General features: G+C 71.1%; 16 protein-coding genes. 4 read left to right on the top strand and 12 right to left on the bottom strand.

Annotation, left to right across the window (positions count from 1 at the left end):
- Positions 1-59 precede the first annotated feature (59 nt).
- The 9 genes from AOM06_RS11565 to AOM06_RS11525 form a co-directional block, all read right to left on the bottom strand.
- Positions 60-1,718 (bottom strand): GspE/PulE family protein, encoded by a 1,659-nt coding sequence (locus tag AOM06_RS11565; protein ID WP_062306193.1) that lies wholly within the window; start codon positions 1,716-1,718, stop codon positions 60-62.
- Between the two features lie 77 nt (positions 1,719-1,795).
- The gene (locus tag AOM06_RS11560) at positions 1,796-2,635 is read right to left on the bottom strand and encodes a shikimate dehydrogenase (RefSeq protein ID WP_062306189.1); all 840 of its coding nucleotides are present in this window, start codon (positions 2,633-2,635) and stop codon (positions 1,796-1,798) included.
- Positions 2,632-3,762, bottom strand: coding sequence for an endolytic transglycosylase MltG (gene mltG, locus AOM06_RS11555; RefSeq protein WP_062306186.1), 1,131 nt, complete (start codon positions 3,760-3,762; stop codon positions 2,632-2,634). Before mltG ends, AOM06_RS11560 begins: the two co-directional genes overlap by 4 nt.
- Positions 3,755-4,222, bottom strand: a complete 468-nt coding sequence (gene ruvX, locus AOM06_RS11550) for a Holliday junction resolvase RuvX (protein WP_062306178.1) — start codon at positions 4,220-4,222, stop codon at positions 3,755-3,757. The genes mltG and ruvX overlap by 8 nt, the downstream gene beginning before the upstream one ends.
- Complete coding sequence (alaS, locus tag AOM06_RS11545) at positions 4,215-6,887, bottom strand: alanine--tRNA ligase (RefSeq protein WP_062306175.1); 2,673 nt, start codon at positions 6,885-6,887, stop codon at positions 4,215-4,217. The genes ruvX and alaS overlap by 8 nt, the downstream gene beginning before the upstream one ends.
- 153 nt (positions 6,888-7,040) lie before the next feature.
- Positions 7,041-7,667, bottom strand: a complete 627-nt coding sequence (rpsD, locus tag AOM06_RS11540) for a 30S ribosomal protein S4 (RefSeq protein ID WP_062306173.1) — start codon at positions 7,665-7,667, stop codon at positions 7,041-7,043.
- 156 nt (positions 7,668-7,823) lie between these two features.
- Entirely contained in the window at positions 7,824-10,031 is a 2,208-nt protein-coding gene (locus tag AOM06_RS11535) for an Ig-like domain repeat protein (protein ID WP_062306170.1), read from the bottom strand.
- Between the two features lie 54 nt (positions 10,032-10,085).
- Positions 10,086-11,408 (bottom strand): replication-associated recombination protein A, encoded by a 1,323-nt coding sequence (locus AOM06_RS11530; RefSeq protein ID WP_062306168.1) that lies wholly within the window; start codon positions 11,406-11,408, stop codon positions 10,086-10,088.
- A 48-nt stretch (positions 11,409-11,456) separates the two neighbouring features.
- The gene (locus AOM06_RS11525) at positions 11,457-12,305 is read right to left on the bottom strand and encodes an SH3 domain-containing protein (RefSeq protein WP_062306165.1); all 849 of its coding nucleotides are present in this window, start codon (positions 12,303-12,305) and stop codon (positions 11,457-11,459) included.
- A 359-nt stretch (positions 12,306-12,664) separates the two neighbouring features.
- Here AOM06_RS11525 and AOM06_RS11520 point away from each other — a divergent pair, with 359 nt between their 5' ends.
- The 3 genes from AOM06_RS11520 (at position 12,665) to AOM06_RS11510 (ending at position 16,903) form a co-directional block, all read left to right on the top strand.
- Positions 12,665-14,911, top strand: coding sequence for an MMPL family transporter (locus AOM06_RS11520; protein ID WP_062306163.1), 2,247 nt, complete (start codon positions 12,665-12,667; stop codon positions 14,909-14,911).
- 61 nt (positions 14,912-14,972) lie between these two features.
- Positions 14,973-15,572, top strand: coding sequence for an ArsR/SmtB family transcription factor (locus AOM06_RS11515; protein ID WP_062306161.1), 600 nt, complete (start codon positions 14,973-14,975; stop codon positions 15,570-15,572).
- On the top strand, positions 15,569-16,903 hold the full coding sequence (locus AOM06_RS11510; protein WP_062306158.1) for an MFS transporter: 1,335 nt from the start codon (positions 15,569-15,571) through the stop codon (positions 16,901-16,903). The genes AOM06_RS11515 and AOM06_RS11510 overlap by 4 nt, the downstream gene beginning before the upstream one ends.
- A gap of 10 nt (positions 16,904-16,913) precedes the next feature.
- Here the strand turns inward: AOM06_RS11510 and AOM06_RS11505 are convergent, their stop codons facing one another.
- Positions 16,914-17,807 (bottom strand): LysR family transcriptional regulator, encoded by an 894-nt coding sequence (locus AOM06_RS11505; protein ID WP_062306155.1) that lies wholly within the window; start codon positions 17,805-17,807, stop codon positions 16,914-16,916.
- A gap of 71 nt (positions 17,808-17,878) precedes the next feature.
- On the opposite strand from AOM06_RS11505, the gene AOM06_RS11500 reads away from it, so the two are divergent.
- The gene (locus AOM06_RS11500) at positions 17,879-18,814 is read left to right on the top strand and encodes an EamA family transporter (RefSeq protein WP_062306153.1); all 936 of its coding nucleotides are present in this window, start codon (positions 17,879-17,881) and stop codon (positions 18,812-18,814) included.
- Positions 18,815-18,891: 77 nt separating this feature from the next.
- Here the strand turns inward: AOM06_RS11500 and aspS are convergent, their stop codons facing one another.
- Positions 18,892-20,661, bottom strand: a complete 1,770-nt coding sequence (aspS, locus tag AOM06_RS11495) for an aspartate--tRNA ligase (RefSeq protein WP_062306151.1) — start codon at positions 20,659-20,661, stop codon at positions 18,892-18,894.
- Positions 20,662-20,718: 57 nt separating this feature from the next.
- Positions 20,719-22,089: a histidine--tRNA ligase gene (gene hisS, locus AOM06_RS11490; RefSeq protein WP_062306665.1), complete on the bottom strand. Its 1,371-nt coding sequence runs from the start codon at positions 22,087-22,089 to the stop codon at positions 20,719-20,721.
- Positions 22,090-22,100 lie beyond the last annotated feature (11 nt).

Below are 22,100 nucleotides of genomic sequence, written 5' to 3'. Positions count from 1 at the left end.
CGGATTATTTCACGCCGTGCTTTAACATTTTCTTGGGAACCTCCCGCACGCGCTGTGAGTTATTTCACAACGCGCAGGAGCTCCTCCACCGAGGTGGACCCGTCCATGACCTTGGCCCAGCCGTCCTCGATAAGCGTCTGCATGCCCGCATCGCGGGCTGCCAGGGAGATCTCCGCCGACGAGGCCCGCGCGACCGCGAGGCGCTCGATCTCCTCGTTGACCGGCATGATCTCGTGAAGCGCGAGGCGGCCCCGGTAGCCGGTGTGCGAGCAGTTCGAGCACCCGACCGGCTTCATGAGCGTGGGCACGCCCGCGCCCTCCCAGGAGAAGCGCGCCAGCTCGTGCTCGGTGGGCGTGTACTCCTCCTTGCACTTCGGGCACAGCCGGCGCGCGAGTCGCTGCGCGACCACGCAGTCGACAGCGGAGCCCACCAGGAACGGCTCGATGTCCATCTCGGTGAGTCGCGTGATGGCGGACGGCGCGTCGTTCGTGTGGAGCGTCGACAGCACCAGATGACCGGTGAGCGCGGCCTCGATCGCGATCTGGGCGGTCTCGCCGTCACGGATCTCACCGAGCAGCACCACGTCCGGGTCGGCACGCAGGATCGAGCGCAGCGCGCCCGAGAACGTGAGTCCCGCCTTGGGGTTGACCTGAACCTGGTTGATGCCGGGGATGCGGTACTCGACCGGGTCCTCGACGGTGATCACGTTGATCTCGGGGCGCGACACCTGGTTGAGCGTCGCGTAGAGCGTGGTCGACTTGCCCGAACCCGTCGGCCCGGTCACCAGGATCATGCCGTAGGGCTTGGTGTACGAGTCGCGGTAGAGCGCCTGGTTCTGCTCGCGCAGGCCCAGGTCCTCGAGCGCCATCGTCGCCGTCGAGTTGTCGAGCACACGCATGACGATCTTCTCGCCCCACACGGTGGGCAGGCACGCGACACGAAGGTCGATCTTGCGGCCCTGGTGGTTGACGGAGAGACGGCCGTCCTGCGGCTTGCGCCGCTCCGCGATGTCCATGTCGGACATGATCTTGATGCGCGAGATCATGCCGTTCTGCGTCGCCTTCGGCGCGCGCTGCATCTCGTGGAGCACGCCGTCGATGCGGTAGCGCACGCGCACATCCGCCTCGGCCGGCTCGATGTGGATGTCGGAGGCACGGTCCTGGATCGCCTGCGTGATGAGCAGGTTGACGAACCTGACGATGGGAGCGTCGTCCTCGATGACCGCGCCCATGTCGGACAGGTCCACGCCGTCGGGCTCGTCGCTGATCTCGCCTTGGAGGTTCTGGAGCTCCTGGTCCGACCGGCAGTAGCGGTCGATCGCCTGCTGCAGGTCGTCGTGCGCCGCGACGACCGGGACCACGCGCAGGCGCGTGATGGTGCCGATGTCGTCGACCGCGACCACGTTGCCGGGGTTCGACATCGCGACCTTCATCATGCCGTCGCCCACCGCGAGAGGGAGCGCGTGGTGGCGGCGGCACACGGCCTCGGGGACCATCGCGACGGCGGTGCGGTCGACGGGGTACTCGGCGAGCTCGACGAACTCCATCCCGACCTGCTGCGCGAGCGCCCGCACCAGCTGCCCCTCGGAGATGTACCCGAGCTCGACCAGCGTGCGCCCGAGCGACTGTCCCCGCTGCTGCTGCGCGTCGATCGCGTCGACGAGCTGGTCCTCGGTGAGCGTGCCGTCCTCGAGCAGGATGCTTCCCAGTTGCTTCATCCGTGCTCCCTACGCGTGAAGATAACCGTGCGAAGTTACCATCGGCACTTCACGCGTGAGGTTGAGTGTTGCTTATCTCACGCGGCGCGCAGGGCGAGCGCCAGAGCGTCACCCATGGCGTCGAGCGGCGCCTGCCGCCCGGTCATGAGCCGCACCTGCTCCCCCGCCTGGTGCAGAAGCATGCGCTCGCCGCCGATGCGCACGCCGCCCGCACGCGCCCATGCCGTTCCCAGCGGCGTCACCAGCGGGTCGTAGACCGCGTCGAGCAGGCACGCGTCGTCGCGCACCCGCGTCAGCGCGGCGCCGAGCTCCGCGCCCACCTCGGCGGGGACCGTCGAGACGGCCGCCTCGACCTCGGCAGCAGCGCCGGGCACGTCCTCGAGCGCGATGAAGTGCGGGCGCACGCCCATCTTCGTCGCCGCCCGCAGGAGCCCTCCCGCGCGGCCGCGGTGGCGCACCGCGACCAGCGGCGCCTCGACACCCATGGCGCCGAGCGCGGCCATCGCGGAGGTCGCGGTCGCTCCCCCGCCGACGATGAGCCCGCTCGACGCGCGGTCGAGTCCGGCCTCACGGAGGGCGGACTGGATGCCCCACACGTCGGTGTTCGCGCCCGTGAGCTGCCGCACCCCGCCGAGGTCCTGCACGAGCACCGTGTTGATCGCGCCCACCAGCTTGGCCATCGACTCGACGAAGTCCATGAGCGGGATCGCCTCGACCTTGAGAGGCATGGTGAGCGAGAGCCCCGCCCACGAGCCATCGAGGTCCGCGAGGAAGCCCGCGAGGCCCCCTGCCGGCACGTCGTGCGCGTCGTACTCCCAGTCGATCCCGAGCTCGCGGTATGCCGCGCGATGCAGCACCGGTGACAGCGAATGCGAGATCGGGTGACCGAGCACGCCGGCCCGGCGCGCCGGGCTCACTCGTCGGTGGAGGTCGAGTTGGCGGCGGCCCAGTCCCGGAGCTCCTGGACGTTTGCGAGGTGGTCCGCGTACTCCGTCGCGTACTTGGTCTCACCGGTCTTGAGGTTCACCGTGACGAAGAACAGGTAGTCGGTCTCCGCCGGGTTGATCGCCGCCTCGATCGACTTCTCGCCAGCGCCCGCGATCGGGCCCGGGGGCAGGCCCGGGTACATGTACGTGTTGTACGGGCTGTCGATCGCGCGCTCCTCGTCGGTGGTCCACACGCCCTCCGTGGGCGACAGGTACTTCACCGTGGAGTCGAGCTCCAGCTTCATGTCCGCGTCGACGCGGTTGTAGATGACCGACGCGATCTTGGCGCGGTCCTCGTCCTTCTTCGCCTCGCGCTCGACCAGCGACGCGACCGTGAGCACCCGCTCACGGTCCTCGGGCTTGACGTTGTGCTTGTCGAGCACGTTGATGGTCCGCTGCACCATCGCCGTGAGCACCTCCTGCGGCGTGACGCCCGGATCGAAGGTGTACGTGTCGGGGAAGAGCCATCCCTCGAGGTTGCCGTTCGCCTCCTCGGGCAGGCCCAGCGCCTCGGTGTTGTCCATCGCGGCCTGGACCTCGTCCTGCGAGGCGCCCGTGAGGTTGGCGATCGCCTGCTTGTAGTAGTCGAGCGACTTGCCCTCCACCGCGGTGATGGTGCGCACGTCCTTGTTGGAGGGGTCGAGCAGCGCGTCCAGCGCGTACTCGGCCTTCATCTCCTTGTGCATGTAGTAGTAGCCGGGCTGCACCGAGGACGCGTCGGGGTTCGCGTTCCAGGCCTCCATGAACGCTTCCGTCGACGCGATGACGCCGTCCTCGAGGAGCGTCGCAGCCATGTCGGTGCCGGTGGCGCCCTCGGGGATCACCACCTGGATGTTGCCCTGGCCGGCACCCTCGTAGTCCTGGATCGCCTCCTCCGTGGACTCGAAGCCCTGGAGGAAGCTGTACGCGACCGAGCCGCCGATGGTGAGCACCACCACCGCCACGGCGGTCACGAGCAACGTCATTCGTCGCCGCGCCGCGCGGCGCTTGCTGCGCTGAAGGCGGCGGAGGTCAAGCGAGGTCGTCGTCGTCGCCTCGGCCTCGAAAAGGTCAGTCATCATTCCCCTTGCGCGGAACCTCGATCGTCACCGTGTCGAGATTACCGTTCCTGTCAACATCCAAGGCGTTCTCAAGGATCACCACGGCGGCGGCCTGGTCGATGACCTGCCGCTGCTTCTTGGCGTTGCGACCCGCGCTGCGCATGGCCTGCGAGGCGGTCGCGGTCGAGAACCGCTCGTCGATCAAACGAATGCTCGTGGAGGTGAGTTCCGCAAGCCTGGCCGCGAACGCGCGGGCGTCCTCGGCGCTGGTGCCCTCCTGCCCGGAGAGCTTGCGCGGCAGGCCGACGAACACGGTGACGGCACCACGCTCCTCGGCCAGGCGCGCCACGGCCTCGGCGTCCCCGTCGCCCCGCTGCACGGTGTCGACGGGGAACGCCATGAGGCCGTCGGGGTCGGACGCCGCCACGCCGATGCGGACGGTGCCGACGTCGACCCCGAGGCGTGCGCCCTTAAGCACGCGCCGCCACGGTCGCGGCGACGGCCTCGAGCGCCGCAGGGATCTGCGTCGCGTCCTGGCCACCACCCTGGGCGAGGTCCGGCTTGCCGCCGCCGCCACCGCCGAGGATGGACGATGCGGCCTTGACCAGGTCGCCCGCCCTGAGGCCCGCATCGCGCGCACCCTGGTTGGTGGCGATCACGATCTGGGGGCGGCCATTGATCTCCGCCGCGACAGCGACCACGGACGGGGCGGACTCGCCCAGGCGGGCGCGCACGTCGGTGACCACGCTGCGGAGGTCGTCGGCGTCGGCGGCGTTCTCCGAGACGTGGGTGACGACGCGGATGCCCGCCACGTCCACCGCGCGGTCGACGAGGCCCGCGGCCACCTGCTGCATCGCCTGCTGACGGTAGCCCGCGAGCTGCTTCTCCGCCTCGGCGAGGCGCTCGAGCACCTTCTCGACGCGGCCCTTGAGCTCGCCCGGCTGCACCTTGAGCGTCGAGGTGAGCTCGGACACGAGCGCACGCTCGGCCGCCAGCTTCTGGAACGCCTCGATTCCCACGAAGGCCTCGATGCGGCGCGAGCCTGAGCCCACGGAGGACTCGGTCGACAGCGCCACGAGCCCGACCTGGCTCGAGTGCTCGACATGCGTGCCTCCGCAGAGCTCGCGCGACCAGGGACCGCCGATCTCGATGACGCGCACCGTCTCGTCGTAGGTCTCGCCGAACAGCGCGACCGCGCCCCACTCCTTGGCCTCGGGCAGCGTCATGTGCTGGGCCGAGACCGTGTGGTCCGCGCGGATGGCCCGGTTGGTGACCTCCTCGATCTCGGAGCGGGTCTCGACGGACAGCGCCGAGGGCCACGAGAAGTCGAGGCGCAGGTAGCCGGGCTTGTTGTAGGAGCCCGACTGGAGCGCGTCCGGGCCGAGCACCTCGCGCAGCGCGGCGTGGAGGATGTGCGTGCCGGAGTGCGCCTGGCGGGCGCCGCGACGCCACTCGGGGTCGACCTCGGCCGAGACCTGGTCGCCCTGGGCCACCTGACCCTCGACCACGTTGCACGTGTGGACGATGAGCCCCTTGACCGGGCGCTGGACGTCGATGACCTCGAGCGTGCCGTGAGCCGAGCGGATCACGCCCGAGTCGGCCTCCTGGCCGCCGGACTCCGCGTAGAACGGGGTCTGCGGGAGCACGACCTCGACGGTCTCGCCCTCGGACGCGACGGGCACGGACATGCCGTCCTTGATCAGCGCGGTGATCTCGGTGGCGGTGTTGAGCTCCTGGTAGGCACGGAACTCGGTGAGCCCCTGCGCCTCCTTGATGCCGTTGTAGACGCCCACGTCCGCGTGGCCGCCCTTCTTGGCCTTCGCGTCGGCGCGGGCGCGCTCCTTCTGCTCCTTCATGAGCTCGCGGAACTTCGCCTCGTCGACCTGGATGCCCTGCTCGGCCGCCATCTCGAGGGTGATGTCGATCGGGAAGCCGTAGGTGTCGTGCAGCGTGAACGCGTCGGATCCGGACAGCGCCTTGGCGCCGGCGTCCTTCGCCTTCGACACGGCGACGTCGAAGATGGTGGTGCCCGAGGCGAGGGTGCGACGGAACGCGTCCTCCTCGGTGTACGCGACCGCCTCGATGCGGGCGCGGTTCGCCTCGAGCTCGGGGTAGCTCGCGCTCATCGCGTCGAGCGACACGGGCAGCAGCTCAGGCAGCGCGCGGTCCTCGACGCCCATGAGGCGCATCGCGCGCACCGAGCGGCGGATGAGGCGTCGCAGCACGTAGCCGCGGCCCTCGTTGCCCGGGGTCACGCCGTCGCCGATGAGCATGAGCGACGAGCGGACGTGGTCGGCGATCACGCGCATGCGCACGTCGTCGGTCTCGTCGGCGCCGTACATGCGGCCCGAGAGCTCCTGCGCCTTCGCGATGACGGGGAACACCTCGTCGATCTCGTACATGTTCGCGACCCCCTGCTTGAGGTACGCGAGACGCTCGAGGCCGGCGCCGGTGTCGATGGCCTTCTGGTCGAGCTCGCGGATGAGCGGGTAGTCCTTGCCGGCGCCCTCGCCGCGCAGGAACTGATCGAACACGAGGTTCCACACCTCGAGGTAGCGGTCGCCGCCCGGATCCACGGTGCCGCCGACCGCCTCGGGACCGAACTCGGGTCCGCGGTCGTAGTGCCACTCGGCGCACGGACCGGCGGGGCCGGGCTGGCCGGTGTCCCAGAAGTTCTCCTCGCGCGTCAGCTTGACGATGCGCGACTTGTCGACGCCGATGTTCGTGAGGTGGCTGAACGCCTCCTCGTCCTCGTTCCAGATGGTGACCCAGAAGCGCTCGGGATCGAAGCCGAGGTTGCCCTCGGACTCGGGGCCGGTGAGGAACTCGAAGGCGTAGTTGATCGCGCCTTCCTTGAAGTAGTCGCCGAAGGAGAAGTTGCCCAGCATCTGGAAGAAGGTGCCGTGGCGTGTGGTCTTGCCGACCTCCTCGATGTCCTTGGTGCGGATGCACTTCTGGACCGAGGCGATGCGCGGGTGCGGGGAGGTGTCGGTCCCGATGATGTACGGGATGAACGGCACCATGCCGGCGACGGTGAACAGCAGCGACGGATCGGGCGACACGAGCGAGGCGCTCGGCGCGATGTGGTGGTCGTTCTTCTCGAAGTAGTCGACCCACCGCTTGGCGATCTCAGAGGTCTGCATGCTTGGTTCTCAGTCCTTCTCGTGTCCGGGACCCGTGGCGCGATGCGCGCCTGGTCCACCCTGCATCGTGCAGAAAAGCCGCGGTGCACCACCCCGAGGGGCGGCGCACCGCGGCCACTGCTGGTGGGCCCGCGAGGGCCTCACCGGTGCGCTTTAGCGAGCGTAGTACTCGACGACCAGCTGCACGTCGCAGGTCACGGGGACCTCGGCGCGCTTCGGGCGGCGGACCAGCGTGGCGGTGAGCTTCTCAAGCGTGACGTTGAGGTACTCGGGCACCTGGGGCAGCACGTCGCGGTGAGCACCGGCGGCGGCGGCCATGTAGGGCTCCATGGTGACGGCCTTGGGCTTGACCTGGATGGTCTGGCCCGGCTTCACGCGGAACGAGGGGCGGTCGACGATCTTGCCGTCCACGAGGATGTGGCGGTGCAGGACCGACTGACGGGCCTGGAGGATCGTGCGGCCGAAGCCGGCACGGAGCACCAGGGCGTCGAGACGCATCTCGAGAAGCTCGACGAAGTTCTCACCGGTCAGACCGGTCTCCTTCTTGGCCTCGGCGTAGGTCGAGGTCATCTGCTTCTCGCGAAGGCCGTACTGCGCGCGAAGACGCTGCTTCTCGCGCAGACGCACGGCGTAGTCGCTCTCCTTGCGGCGGGCGGTGCGGCCGTGCTCGCCCGGGGGGTACGGGCGCTTCTCGAAGTGCTTGACGGCCTTCGGGGTCAGGGCGATCCCGAGGCTGCGCGACAGGCGGACCTGACGACGTGCCTTCTGAACAGAGGTCATGATTTCCTTCACAGCTCCCCGGGCGCGCGGATGCGTCCGAGGAAATGATCGATATGTGCTGAGTTCGCGGCGACAGCAGCCAACCGTCCGCGAGGGCTGAACAAGTGTAGCAAAGCCCCTGGCTCGTCACCAGCGAACGACACGCCGCGGCGCGCGCTACCTCACGACGTACTTGGTGCCCACGGTCCGCGACGTGACGAACGCGTTCTTGGACACGTACTTCAGCGTGATCTGGCCCTTCGGAAGCTGGTAGGTCTTGAAGGAGGCGACGTACGACGATCCCGACCGGGTGAGCGTCACCGTCGAGGATACGGCCTTGCCGTTGACGTACGCCCGCAGGGTCCCCGCCTCGTTGGCGGTGAGCGGCCCCGTGACCGCGACCTTGAGGGTCGCGCGCTTGCCCAGGCCGATGTTGCCGGCGCTGGTGATCTTCACGGACGGCGTGGCCTTCTTGGTCACCGCCTTGACGGTGGTCGTGGACGCCTTGACCGCGGCGGTGCCGGCATACGTGACCGTGAGGGTCCGGGTGCCCGGCTTCCAGTTCTTGGGCATCCAGAGCGTGGCCTTGCCGGTGCTCGGCGACACCGACGCGGTCCAGCGGCCGGAGCCGAAGGTCACCGTGGCCTTGCCGCCGTGGCCCTTGGCAGCGGGCACCGACACCACCACGGGGATCGCCTTGCCGAAGACCCGCGTGGAGGCGGTGGCGCTCGTGGTGCTGGCGATCTTGGCCTTCACCTTCACGGTCGATGTGCTCTCGGACACGCCGAACGCGGCGCTGCCCACGTAGACGGCCCGGACCGTGTGGGATCCGACGGCGAGGCTCGAGGACAGCGCGACCGAGGCCCCGCCCGTGGTGTCGAGCGCCACGGTCCGGTACTTCGCGCCGTCGACGTAGACGGCGACCTTGCCGCTCACGGTGGTGTCGGCGGCGACCGTGATGCTGGCCTTCGGGGCGGTGCCCTGGTAGACGGCGGGCACCGAGACGGTGGTGGTGGTCGCGGAGACGCCCGCGACCTCGCCCACCTGGACGCTCACCACCGCCGTGGACGCGTCCAACGAGGTCACGGTGACCGCGAAGCTGCCGTCGGGGTGCGTGTAGGTCTCCGAGGCGAGGAGCGACGCGGTGTCCCACGGGTCCTCCGCCTCGTTGGTCAGGAAGGTCAGCTCGCCCAGGTCGCGGTCGAGCTGCGAGATCACCACGCCCGGCGTGTAGTCGAGGTAGTGCGTCTGGTCCAGGCCGTCGACCGCCCCGAGGTAGGGGTACTCGTCCGCGTAGAACGCGTCCGCATCGGCGCCCACGCCGGACCGGTACTCGATGAACGTCTCCTCGCCGGTGAGGGCGTCGGTCAGCTTGACCGCGGTGGTGCCGCTCGTGAGCGAGACGTCGGACAGCGTGACGGAGAAGGAGTCCGGGAGGTCCCGGTCGATGGTCGCGGCCCGCGTCTGCGAGATGTGGCCGTCCAGCTCGAGGTAGTCGCGCCAGGCCGCGTCGAGGGTCGGCGCGTCGTAGCCGTCGAAGGCGGCGCCCTGGAGGCTGAAGACGCCGTAGTACTCGAGCACCTCGGTCTCCCCCGGCGCGACGTCGACCTGCAGGTTCGCGTGGCCGAGCCCCATGTTGTGGCCCAGCTCGTGCGCGGTCACGGTGATGCCGGGCTCAGCGATGTGGATGAGACCGCCCCACAGCGTGTCCCCGTAGGGGACGGTCGCCACTCCCGCGTACGAGTAGCTGCACGTCGCCGGCGTGTACACCACCAGGTGGTTGGTGCCCAGGTCGAAGTCGATCCCCGGGAACTGCGCCTTGGCCTCCGTCCACAGGCGCGTGTACGACAGGCAGGCGGAGGTCCAGGTGACGGTCGCGGACGCGCCGATGCCGAAGGACGGGATCGCACCGCGCGACTGCGCGACCCAGTAGTCCGCCGCATCGGTGAGGTCCGCGATCGCATCGTCGAGCGCGACGGCGGGGTTGCCCACATCGTCGCCGACGGCGAGGACGTAGGCCGTGTGCGCGCCGGTGCCCTGCGACTCCAGGACGCGCGCCTGCGGGACGGTCTCGAGGTCGACGACCGTCCCCGTCGCGGTGTCGATGTCCGCGAGCACCGTCGCGCTCGAGTCGACGTCGGCGCCGTCGGGGAGCGTCACCGGGATCATCTCGTCCGTGGCGGAGTCGACGATGAACGTCTCCTCGACCTCCCCCGCCGTGTCCGGCACGAGCACCTCGGACAGGACGCGGACCACATGCCCCTCGACGGTCTCGATGCCGTCGTCCGCGGCTTGCGCGGTCGACAGCCCGGCCGTGGTCAGGGCGACGGTGACGGCCGTGGCCGCCCACCCGCGCAGGTGGCGGTGGGTCGAGGAATGGTGCATGCGGAGTGTCCCCTCAGTCGGCCACGGCGTCGTCGCGACCTACCACCGCGAGGATCAGCGGCCGAGCATCCCCCGGATGGCCCGTAGGCGCTCGGTGAGCGTGCGCTCATAGCCGTGCTCCGTGGGCTCGTAGTACCGCGCGCCGCGCAGCGTCTCCGGCAGGTACTCCTGCGCGGCCACACCATGCGGCGCGTCATGAGAGTACTGGTAATCCTTGCCGTGGCCGATACGCGCCGCGCCGGAGTAGTGGGCATCGCGCAGATGCTCGGGGACCACGCCGGCCCGGCCTGCGCGCACGTCGGCGATGGCCGCGTCGATCGCCCGGTAGGAGCGGTTCGACTTGGGTGCGCTCGCGAGGTAGGTCGTCGCCTCTGCGAGGACGATGCGGCCCTCGGGCATGCCGATGAAGCTCACCGCGTCGGCGGCCGCCTGCGCGATCACGAGACCCTGCGGGTCCGCCATGCCGATGTCCTCGGCCGCGAGGATGACGAGCCGCCGTGCGATGAACCGGGGGTCCTCGCCTGCCACCACCATGCGCGCCAGGTAGTGGAGCGCCGCGTCGACGTCGGAGCCGCGCACCGACTTGATGAACGCGCTGATGACGTCGTAGTGCTGGTCCCCCGACTTGTCGTAGGCGACGAGGGCGGCGTCCATGGTCGCCTCCGCCAGCGCCGCCGTGACCGTGCGCTCGGGGCCTGCCGCCTGCGCGATCGACTCGAGCAGCGTCAGCGCCTTGCGCGCGTCGGCGCCGGCGACGCGCAGGATGTGGTCGCGCGCATCGTCCTCGAGGGAGACCGAGGCGCCCAGGCCGCGCGGGTCCTCGACGGCGCGGGCGAGGACCGCCGCGATATCCGTCGAGGCGAGCGGCTGCAGCACCAGCAGCAGCGATCGCGACAGCAGCGGGCCCACCACCGAGAACGACGGGTTCTCGGTGGTCGCGCCGATGAGCGTCACCCAGCGGTTCTCCACCGCGGGGAGCAGGGCGTCCTGCTGCGACCGCGTGAAGCGGTGGATCTCGTCGACGAAGAGGACGGTCTCGCGCTCCCCCGTCGCGATGCGGCGCTTCGAGTCGTCGACGACGGCGCGGACATCCTTGACGCCGGCGGTCACCGCGGACAGCTCGACGAAGCGACGGTTGCCCGCGACGAGGTAGGCGAGCGTGGTCTTGCCCGTGCCGGGCGGTCCCCACAGCACCACGCTCGTCGCGGGGGCGTCGTCGCCGATGAGCCGCCGCAGGGGCGATCCCTCGGTCAGGAGGTGCTGCTGCCCGACCACCTCGTCGAGGGTGCGGGGACGCATGCGCACCGCGAGGGGCGCGTTCCCCAGCGCCTCAGGGACACCCGAGGCGGCGGTGCGGGCGGCGTCGAACAGATCCACGAGGGCCAGCGTAGATGCTGGGTCCGACGCCGCCCGACCGGGCGACGGTCAGCGGGTCTCCCAGGCGTAGTCCCACGGGTCGTACACGGCGTTGATGTTGACGAGCGCGCGCTTGCGGTAGAACACGCCGCGGGTCTTGTCGCCGGTGCCCGAGAGCGTGTTGCCCTCGACGAGCCACACGTAGTCGCCGGCGACGTGGTCCACGATTCCGGTGTGCGTCGGGCCGTCGTACGGGTACAAGTCGACCAGGACCACATCGCCCTTCTGCAGCTCGCTCGCCTTGGGGGTGGTGTCGAGGACTCCCGCCTTGCGGAGGTCCGCAACATAGTCCTTGAAGCGATCGCGCTTGGGCACGCCGGCGGCGAAGTCCGTGTGGTCGAAGACCCAGGAGACGAACACGCTGCACCAGGCGTTGGAGCCGCCGATCCAGGTGTTGAACTTGTTGGTCTGCCACGCGGGCTCGCGGTAGCCGACCTGCGAGTGCGCGAGGGAGAGGATGGCGTCGCGGTCGTAGAAGCCGCCGACGCTCACCTTCTTGCGGAAGGTCCACGCGTAGGTGTCGCCGAACTTGATGAGCCGCCAACCGTTGCGGCGGATGTTCTGGAACACACCCTTGGTGCCGGCGGGCACGGTCTTCTTGACGGCGTAGTTGTTGCCGGGGCCCGAGCGCAGCGCCAGGCTGTCCTCCGTGGTCCAGACCCGGGTCGGGTCGGGCGTGGGCTTGATCGCGGTGAGGAACCTCCGCGGCATCCGGCCCTTGACGCCGCCGATCGAAAACTCGATCCACCCGGAGCGGCCGTTGCCGGTCGCCGTGACGCGAGCCCGCTTGTAGCCGATCGCGACCTCCTTGGTGCTGGTCGCGGACCCGGCACGGAAGATGCACTCCTCGACGTCCACCCAGAGCGACGTGATCTCGTTGCCCAGCAGCGACGACGAGACAGCTGCGGTCGGAAGCGTCGCGCTCGAGACGACGGGCGCGGCATTCGCCCCCGGACTGTGCGAGCGTCACCGCCGCGGCGACGGCCAGCATCGTGTCGCTCGCGCGCAAGGGGCGCGCGGAGGCGGTGGGGACGGACATGCGCGGGTGGCCCTTAGATGGCGGTCGACTCGTTCTCGGTCCGCCCACCGGGCGCCTTCGCCGCGGCGCACGTCCGGCGAACGCGAGCAGAGTAACAAACACTTCCTGCTCTGCCGAGCAACGGCCCGCTCCCGCCGTCGCCTCCCCGGACGCATCGCACGCCTCGTAGCCTGGACGCGTGGGGGGATTCGCGCGGGTCGGACGGCTCATCGCGCGGGCGCCGCGTCTCGTCGTGGTGCTCGCGGTGATCGGCACGCTCGCGCTGTACGCGCTCGCGACGATCGGCGTGAACGGCGAGGGCCTGTTCCAGCGGGTCACCACCGGCCCGCCGCTCGTCGAGGGCTCCGACTCGTGGGCCGTCTACCAGGCACGGCTCCGCACCGCCGACGAGTCGCAGGGTCCGGGAGCGACTGCCTATGTCCGGCAGGTCGCGCTGGACGATGCGGCGGTCCAGGACGCCACGCAGGCGGCGGTCGCGCGCATCGCGGAGATCGACGGCGTGACGGTGGCGGCCTCCCCGTTCGGCGCCGTGCCGGGCCCCGCCTTCGACCCCGCGGCCGCCCATGACGGCGCGACGCGCGACCTCGCGACCGAGCTGGTCGATATCGACGGCACGGGCTTCCTCATCGACGTGGGGTTCACGGATCTGGGCGACGCAGACCCTCTGCCGCTCCACCAGGAGGTCGCGCGCATCGTCGACGACGCGGTCGCGGACATGCGCGCCACCCAACCGGACGCGGTGGCGGACACCTCGTCGAACCCCCTGGTGTTCGACGACTTCACGCGCCAGCTCGAACACGATCTCCGCACAGGCGAGATGATCTCCCTGCCCGCCGCGCTCATCGTCATGGTGTTCGTGTTCGGGGGATTCCTCGCCGCCGCCACGCCTCTGACGGGCGCGGTCGCGTCGATCGCCGGCGGACTCGCGGTGCTGTACGGATTCTCCTTCGCGCTGGACCTGGACCAGAGCGCGGTCAACGTGGTGACGGTGCTCGGCATCGGGCTGTCGATCGACTACGGGCTGCTGATCGTGTCCCGCTTCCGGGAGGAGCTGCATCGGCGCGGAGGCGAGCCCCGCGCCACCCGGACGGACGCGCTCGAGGCGACGATGGCGACGGCCGGGCGGACCGTGACCTTCTCCGCGCTCATCGTGACGATCGCGGTCGGCGGGCTGCTGCTGTTCGCGCCGGTGATCATGAAGGGCATGGGCGGCGCCGCGGTCGGCGTGGTGCTCACCGCGATGGTCGCGGCCCTCACCATCGTCCCTGCGGTCCTCTACCTGCTCGCTCCGCGCATCACGGGACCGAGCGTCCTGTCGCGCGTGCCCGGGCTTCGGCGCGTCATCGCCACCACCGCCGATGTCGACCGCGACGACGGCGCGTTCTCGAGGCTCGCCGCATGGGGGCAACGTCGCCCCTGGCTCGTCGTCAGCGCCGCGACCGCGCTGCTGCTTCTGCTGGCGACCCCGGTGCTCGGCATCACGCTGCGCAACTCCGACATCGAGGCGTTGCCCGCCGGGAACGAGCGGCGCGACTTCGTCGAGGCGTTCCGCGAGGGATTCCCGGACCTCGGCGAGCCCGCCATCACGATCCACACGCTGGCGGACCCCGCGGACCTGACCGGCTTCCTCGACCAGGTCGCGGAGGTCGAGGGCGTGCGGGCGCTCGACGCGCCGGAGACGGTCGACGGCGAGACCTTCGTCGGCGTGCGGCTCGACGCGACCGACCCGTCGGGTCCCGAGGCCGTACGGGCGGTCGAGGACATCCGCCTGCTCGAGGAGCCCGTGGAGCTCAAGGTCGGCGGCGTCGCCGCGACGCAGATCGACTTCCTCGCCGCGATCGTCGAGGGCGCACTGCTCGCGGGCGGCCTGGTCGTCGTCGCGACGCTGGTGCTGCTGTTCCTCATGACCGGGTCCCTGCTCGTGCCCGTCAAGACCCTGGTGATCAACTCGCTGTCCCTGCTCGCGACGCTCGGCGTGGTGACATGGATCTTCGGCGAGGGCCATCTGGAGGCCACCCTGGGGTTCACATCGACCGGGGGTATCGAGACGTACGTCGCGGTCATTATCGCGGCGTTCGGCTTCGGGCTCGCGATGGACTACGAGGTCTTCCTGCTCGCGCGCGTCAAGGAGTACGTGGACGCGGGCGACGACAACGATGCCGCGGTGCGCAAGGGCCTCCAGCGCTCGGGCCGCATCATCACGTCCGCGGCGGCGGTCGTGGTGCTCGTCTTCCTGGGCTTCGCGCTGGGCGACCTGCTCATGATCAAGGAGGTGGGCGTCGGGCTCGCGGTCGCCGTCATCCTCGACGCCACCGTGGTGCGCATGCTGCTGGTCCCCGCGACGATGACGCTGCTGGGCGACTGGAACTGGTGGGCGCCCGCTCCCCTGCGCCGGCTGCACGCGCGGCTCGGGCTCCGCCACTGACGCCTGCGTCGCGCCCACTCCCGCGTTGCAAGGTTTCTTTCGAAAGAGTACTTTCGATTTCGTGGAGAACCCCGAGAACGAGGCGGCACCCTGGCCGGTCCGCGAGATCACCGACCCGCGCGAGCTGCGCGCCCTCGCGCATCCCGTGCGGTTCGCGCTGCTCGACCTGCTCTCCGAGGGTCCCCTCACGGCATCCCAGTGCGCGGAGCGCCTGGGCCAGACCCCGGCGAACTGCTCCTACCACCTGCGCCAGCTCGCCAAGTACGGGCATGTGCTCCCCGCGGAGGGGGGCAAGGGTCGCGAGCGTCCGTGGCGCGCGCGCTCCGAAGGGATCTCGTGGGACAGCAGCGGCGCGGCCGGGACGGCGCATGAGGTCGCCGCAGCCGCGCTGTCCAGCGTGATCGAGGACTACCGCTTCGAGGCGTGGCGCGCCTACCGCTCCCGCCGCGACCACGAGGCGGCGGTCTGGCGCGCGGCAGACATGTCCACCGACGTGGTCGCGTGGATGACACCCGCGGAGCTGGTCGCGCTCAAGTCGGCCATGCTGCGCCTCTTCGCGCCCTACGTCGACCGTGATCACGATCCCGCCGCCCGTCCCGACGGGGCGCGCGCGGTCCGGTACTTCGCCTACGCCTACCCGGGCGAGGATCCCCGCGCATGAGCCAGGACCTCGTTCGGCTCCGCCGCCGCTACGTCACGCTCACCGCGCTGCGCTGGCTCCCGACGGGCCTCGTCGCCCCGCTGATCGTGCTCCTGCTGAGCACCCGCGGGATGTCCCTCACCACCATCGGCCTCCTGACGGCGCTGTTCAGCGCGTCGACGCTGCTCCTCGAGCTGCCCACCGGCGGCCTCGCCGACGTCGTCGGGCGCAGGGGCGTGATCGTCGCCTCGTCGCTGGTGAGCGCGCTGGGCTCGACGCTCGTCGCGTTCGCGAACAGCGCGGCGTGGTTCGCGGTCGCGTTCGTGCTCATGGGCCTCGCCCGCGCGCTCGACTCGGGTCCGCTCGAGGCCTGGTACGTGGACCGCGTCCACGCGGTCGACCCCGATGCGGACCTCACGCCGGGACTGTCGCGTGCCGCCGTCGCGGAGTCCGGCTCGCTCGCCGTCGGGGCCCTTGCCGCGGGCGCGGCGGTCGCGATCGTGCCGGGGCCGACGTCGGGCGCGGGCCTCGTCGCGCTGTCCGTCCCCTTCTTCCTCCGCGCCGTGCTGTCGCTCGTGCAGATCGCCGTGACGCTCGCCTGGGTCGACGAGGTCCCGGACCGCCGGCCCGGCCTCGCCGCGCCCCAGCAGCGCGGCGCCCTCGCGCGCATCGTCGCCGGCTCCCGCGCCAGCGCGCGCGAGGTGCCTGCCACCGTGGCACGGGGGCTGCGAGTCGCGGGTGGATCCGCCCGCATCCGCCGCCTGCTCGCGTTCACCGGGGCGCTCGGGGTGGCGCTCGCCGGGATCGAGCTGCTCGCGCCCGCTCGCGCGTCGGCGCTGCTCGGCGGCGAGGCCGCGGCCGCGGGCCCGTACGCCGTGCTGGTCACCGCGGGGTTCCTCGGCTCGTCGGCCGGCGCGGCGCTCGCGCCCGCAGCGTCGCGCCTCTTCCGTCACGATGCGAGGGCGGCCGCGCTCTCCATCGCGGGTGCCGCCATCGCGCTCGCCTGCGTCGCCCTGCCGCTCGCGGGTGCGGCCGCGGCGGCCTTCGTCGCCTTCTACCTTCTGCTCGGCGTGAGCGGGCCGCTGACGGCGTCCCTGCTCCACGGCGAGGTCGGCTCCGCGGAGCGTGCCACCCTGCTGTCCGTGCAGTCCATGGCGCTCCAGTCGGCGGCGCTCGTCTGCACGGCGGCGCTCGGCGCCGTCGCGGGAGCCACCTCGCTCGCGGTCGGCTTCGGCGCCCTCGCGGGCGCGCTCGCGTGCGGCGCGCTCGCCATCGGGCGGTGGCCCGCGCCCGAGCCGCGCACACAGGCCGGGTCCGCCGAGGATCCTGCGCACGTGCCCGCCACCCGCTGACGGCGGCCTCTCACCCGAGGGACTTCCCCACGTCCGCGAGGACGTCCATCACCGCCCGCACCGCGTGGCGGGCGACCCGCTCGGGACGCCCGATGGCCACGATGCTCCGCACCGCCCGCACCCCGGTGAGGGGGATGAGGCGGTAGGCCGGTGAGGCCGGCGTCGAGAACCGCGGCAGCAGCGCGAGCCCCAGCCCCCTGCTCACGAGCGATTCGACCAGCCTGTTGTCCCTGATCTCGACGATGCGCTCGAGCGTCGCGCCGGTGGACCCCTCGATGCTCTCGAGCACGGTGGCGAACGGGTAGCCGCGCGGCACCGCGATCCAGCGGTACGCGACGACGTCGTCAGGCGCGAGGACGGCGCGCGAGGCGAGCGGGTGGTCGGCGGGCACCGCCACGTCGATGGGCTCGCGAGCGACCACTTGGGAGAACAGCCCCTCGGCACCGGCCGGCACGTCCGCGCTGAGGCTGTGCGCGATCACCAGGTCGTCGTCGAGCGTCCGACCCGCGTAGTCGGCCTCCGCGAGGTCGAAGTCCTCGAGCTCGATCGCGATGCGCGTGCCCACGAGCCTCGCCATCAGCCCTGGCAGCAAGGCGGCGCCGGCGCTCGGCAAGGTACCGATGCGGACCGTGCCGCTCGGCTCGCCGCGCCCGGCGTCGAGCGACGCCTCCACGCGCGCGAGGGCCGCCAGCACATCGTCCGCGCCATCGGCGAGGATCTCCCCCGCCCACGTGAGTCTCAGTCCCCGGGACACGGGCTCGACGAGCTGCACGCCGAGCTCACGCTCCGCCGTCCTCAGCTGCTGGGACAGCGCGGACGGCGTCCGGTAGGTGGCCGCGGCGACCGCGCCCAGAGTGCCCCGCTCCCGCAGGTCGCGCAGCAGCTCGAGGTGGCGGACTTCCATGTAGGCATCCTAAACGGTCGGTTCAGAAGCATGCGCTGGTTCTTCATGACGCGCCGGACCAGACTGGCGTCATGCCCATCCGCCACGTCGCGCTCGCCGTCCTGGTCGCCGTCCTGTGGGGCGTGAACTTCGTCGCGATCCATGCGTCGCTCGAGGTGTTCCCTCCGCTCCTCCTCGTCGCCGTGCGGTTCGCGCTCATCGCGATCCCGACCGTGCTGCTCGTTCCCCGGCCCCGTGTGCCGCTGCGATGGCTGCTCGGCTACGGGCTCGGGTTCGGCACGCTCCAGTTCCTGTTCCTGTACCTGGGCATGCACGCGGGCTTCCCCACCGGGCTCGCGTCGCTGGTGCTGCAGGCCTCGGCGCCCTTCACGGTGGTGCTCGGCGCGCTCCTGCTGCGGGAGCGGCTGGGCGGGCGCCGCATCGCAGGCGTCGCGGTCGCGGTCGCCGGGCTCGCGGCGGTCGGAGTCAGCTACGGCACATCCGCGCCCGTCGTGCCGTTCCTGCTGGTGCTGCTCGGCGCGCTCGGCTGGGCGCTCGGCAACCTCGCGAGCCGCCAGGCGCGGGCAGAACGGCCCCTTCACCTGGTCCTCTGGATGTCGGTCGTGCCGCCGCTGCCCATGCTCGCGCTGTCGCTCGCGGTCGAGGGCCCGGCCCGGATCGGCGACGCGCTCCTGTCCTCGCTCAGCGTCGCCGCGATCCCCGCGTGGCTCGGGCTCGCCTACACGATCCTGCTCGGGACGCTCGTCGGCTCGGGCATCTGGGTGTGGCTCATGGCCCGGTATCCGGCCTCCACCGTCGCGCCGTTCTCGATGCTGGTGCCGGTGGTCGGCATCGTCACCGCGTGGCTCGCGCTCGGCGAGGCGCCTGGGTGGGGCGAGCTCGCGGGCGGCGTGCTCGTGGTAGCCGGTGTGCTCTGGGCGTCGCGGCCCTCGCCCTCCTCCAAACCTGCGGAGTCCCGCATCGTCCCGGCGGGAGCGACCGTTCCCGAGCGCGCCGCACCGGTCTGAGCCGGCACGCGCCGAGACGACGAGGGCGGGACCCCCCATGGGGATCCCGCCCTCGTTCAGCGCGATGCGGCGGGCGCTCAGGCCTCGGCCGGCTCCTCGTCCTCGGGGACGAAGTCCACGCCGGCCTCGGAGCGCTGCTCCGGGGTGATGGGCGCCGGGGCCTGCGTCAGCGGGTCGTAGCCGCCGCCCGACTTCGGGAAGGCGATGACGTCACGGATGGAGTCCGCCTTGGCGAGCAGCGCCGTCACGCGGTCCCAGCCGAGCGCAATGCCGCCGTGCGGCGGGGCGCCGAACTGGAACGCGTCGAGCAGGAAGCCGAACTTCTCCTGCGCCTCCTCGGCGCCGATGCCCATGACGTTGAACACCCGCTGCTGGACGTCCTGGCGGTGGATACGGATCGAGCCGCCGCCGATCTCGTTTCCGTTGCAGACGATGTCGTACGCGTAGGCCGTGGCCGGTCCCGGGTCCGTGTCGAACGTGACCATGAACTCGGGCTTGGGGCTCGTGAACGCGTGGTGCACCGCGGTCCAGGCCGAGGTCCCCAGGGCGACGTCGTCATCGTCCACGTCGACCGGCTTGAACAGCGGGGCGTCGACCACCCAGCAGAACTCGAAGCGGTCCTCGTCGATCAGGCCGACGCGCTTCGCGATCTCATTGCGGGCCGCACCGAGGAGCGCGCGCGACGGGCCGGTCTTGCCGGCCGCGAAGAAGATGCAGTCGCCGGGGTTCGCGCCGACGGCCTCGGCGAGGCCCGCGAGCTCGGCCTCCGACAGGTTCTTGGCGACGGGGCCGCCCAGCGTGCCGTCCTCCTGGACCAGCACGTACGCGAGGCCCTTGGCGCCGCGCTGCTTGGCCCACTCCTGCCACGCGTCGAGCACCTTGCGGGGCTGCGAGGCGCCGCCCGGCATGACCACCGCGCCCACGTACTCCGCCTGGAACACGCGGAACGGCGTCTCCTTGAAGTACGCGGTGAGCTCCGTGAGCTCGAGGCCGAAGCGCAGGTCGGGCTTGTCGGAGCCGAAGCGCGCCATCGCCTCCGCGTACGTGAGGCGCGGGATGGGAAGCGAGACCTCGTAGCCGATGAGCGACCACAGCTCCTTGACGAGCTCCTCGCCCAGCGCGATGACGTCGTCCTGGTCGACGAAGCTCATCTCGATGTCGAGCTGCGTGAACTCGGGCTGGCGGTCCGCGCGGAAGTCCTCGTCGCGGTAGCAGCGAGCGATCTGGTAGTAGCGCTCCATGCCCGACACCATGAGCAGCTGCTTGAACAGCTGCGGCGACTGCGGGAGGGCGTACCAGGAGCCGGGCGACAGGCGCGCGGGCACCAGGAAGTCGCGGGCACCCTCGGGGGTCGAGCGCGTGAGGGTCGGCGTCTCGATCTCGAGGAAGTCGTGGCGCTCGAGGACGCGGCGGGCGGCCTTGTTGACCTCGGAGCGCAGCACGATGTTCGCGCGCGGCTGCGGGCGGCGCAGGTCGAGGTAGCGGTGCTTGAGGCGCGCCTCCTCGCCCACGGTGACGTGCTCGTCGATCGGGAAGGGCGTCGGCGCGGACTCGTTGAGGATCACGACGTCCTTGACGTCGACCTCGATCTCGCCGGACGCCATGTTCGGGTTCGCCGAGCCCTCGGGACGCAGCCGGACCTCGCCGGTGACCTGGATGACGTACTCGGTGCGCAGCGCGTGCGCGATGTCCTCACGCAGCACGATCTGCGCGAGACCGGACGCGTCGCGCAGGTCGATGAAGGCGACGCCTCCGTGATCGCGGCGACGGCCCACCCACCCGGCGAGGGTGACGGTCGCGCCCGCGTCGGCGGCGCGCAGGTTTCCAGCAAGGTGCGTGCGGAGCAAGGTTGTGCCTTTCGTTCGCGCAGGGTGCGCGCGTCTGGGTGAAGAGCGGGTACCAGTCTAGCCGCGGACGATGCGCGGCTTCAGGTCCTCGGTCGGGGGTGCCCACGTGTCGGCGTTGGCGGGGATCTGCTCGCCCGAGCGGATGTCCTTGACCTCGCCGTCGGGCGACGTGCCGTCGCCCGCCCCCGGGAACCACACGAACGGGATCCCCCGGCGATCGGCGTACTGGATCTGCTTGCCGAACTTCGCGGCGTTGGGCGAGACCTCCGTCGCGATCCCACGCGCGCGCAGGCGGTCGGCGATCGCGGACGATGCGCCGCGGTGCTCCTCGTCCGTCACGGCGACGAGCACGGCCTGGGGCACGGAACGCGAGGCCGTCGCGATCCCGGCACCGAGCATGCGGCTCACCAGCCGGCTCACGCCGATCGACATGCCGACGCCCGGGAAGCCGCCGCCCGCGACGAGCGAGTCGTAGCGCCCGCCCGAGCAGATCGAGCCGAGGTCCTCGTGCCCCTCGAGCACCGTCTCGTAGACCGCGCCCGTGTAGTAGTCGAGGCCGCGCGCGATGCGCAGGTCCGCGATCGCGGTCTCCGGCACGGCGGCGTTGACCGCGTCGACCAGCACCGCGAGCGAACGGGCGCCGCGGTCGAACTGCGCGCGGGCCTCGTCCGCATCGTCCACGATCGGGCTGTGGTCCCACAGCGCCTCGACCAGGTCGACGAACGAGCCGTCCGGGGTCTGGATCGCGGCGAGCTCGAGGATCGCGTCGACCGCCGCGGCGCTCACGCCCTTGCCGTGCAGCTCCTCGCGCACGCCGTCGGGGCCGATCTTGTCGAGCTTGTCGACGCTGCGCAGCGCGCCGGCGATGTCGAGGATGCCGACGCCCCGGTAGAAGCCCTCGACCAGGCCGCGGTTGTTGAGGTGCATGCGCGCGGGAGGCAGCGGCAGCGCACGCAGGGCGCGCGCCATGACGATCGCCACCTCGGCCTCGAGGTGCTCGGGGAGGGTGTCCCGCCCGACGACGTCGATGTCGGCCTGATAGAACTCGCGGAAGCGGCCCTCCTGCGGACGCTCCCCTCGCCACACCTTCTGGATCTGGCAGCGGCGGAACGGGAACTGCAGGTGGCCCTGGTTCTCCTCGACGTAGCGGGCGAACGGCACCGTGAGGTCGAAGTGGAGGCCCAGCTTCGCCTCCTTGGCGCGGCGGTCGCCGCCCTCCTCCGCGTTGAGGCGCCCGATCGCGTAGATCTCCTTCGACGCGTCCGAGTCGCCCGCGAGCCGCTCGACGGGCTCGACGGCACGCGTCTCGATCTCGCCGAAGCCATGCAGCGCGAAGACCTCACGCAGGGTCGCGAGCACATGCGCCTCGACAAGGCGTTCCTGCGGGGACCATTCGGGGAATCCGGAGAGCGGTTGTACGCGTGCCATGCCCGCCATTG

Source organism: Demequina subtropica (genome assembly GCF_000971235.1).
Lineage (GTDB): Bacteria > Actinomycetota > Actinomycetes > Actinomycetales > Demequinaceae > Demequina > Demequina subtropica.
Note: the sequence above shows the minus strand (reverse complement) of the source record. Positions and strands in the feature narration are given on the sequence as shown.

Excerpts from the sequence above, each read along its gene's own strand:
- AOM06_RS11565 (WP_062306193.1), bottom strand. The coding sequence starts at position 1,718 with ATGAAGCAACTGGGAAGCATCCTGCTCGAGGACGGCACGCTCACCGAG.
- AOM06_RS11500 (WP_062306153.1), top strand. The coding sequence starts at position 17,879 with ATGCCCATCCGCCACGTCGCGCTCGCCGTCCTGGTCGCCGTCCTGTGG.
- alaS (WP_062306175.1), bottom strand. The coding sequence starts at position 6,887 with ATGCAGACCTCTGAGATCGCCAAGCGGTGGGTCGACTACTTCGAGAAG.
- AOM06_RS11505 (WP_062306155.1), bottom strand. The coding sequence starts at position 17,807 with ATGGAAGTCCGCCACCTCGAGCTGCTGCGCGACCTGCGGGAGCGGGGC.
- AOM06_RS11535 (WP_062306170.1), bottom strand. The coding sequence starts at position 10,031 with ATGCACCATTCCTCGACCCACCGCCACCTGCGCGGGTGGGCGGCCACG.
- AOM06_RS11510 (WP_062306158.1), top strand. The coding sequence starts at position 15,569 with ATGAGCCAGGACCTCGTTCGGCTCCGCCGCCGCTACGTCACGCTCACC.
- rpsD (WP_062306173.1), bottom strand. The coding sequence starts at position 7,667 with ATGACCTCTGTTCAGAAGGCACGTCGTCAGGTCCGCCTGTCGCGCAGC.
- mltG (WP_062306186.1), bottom strand. The coding sequence starts at position 3,762 with ATGACTGACCTTTTCGAGGCCGAGGCGACGACGACGACCTCGCTTGAC.
- hisS (WP_062306665.1), bottom strand. The coding sequence starts at position 22,089 with ATGGCACGCGTACAACCGCTCTCCGGATTCCCCGAATGGTCCCCGCAG.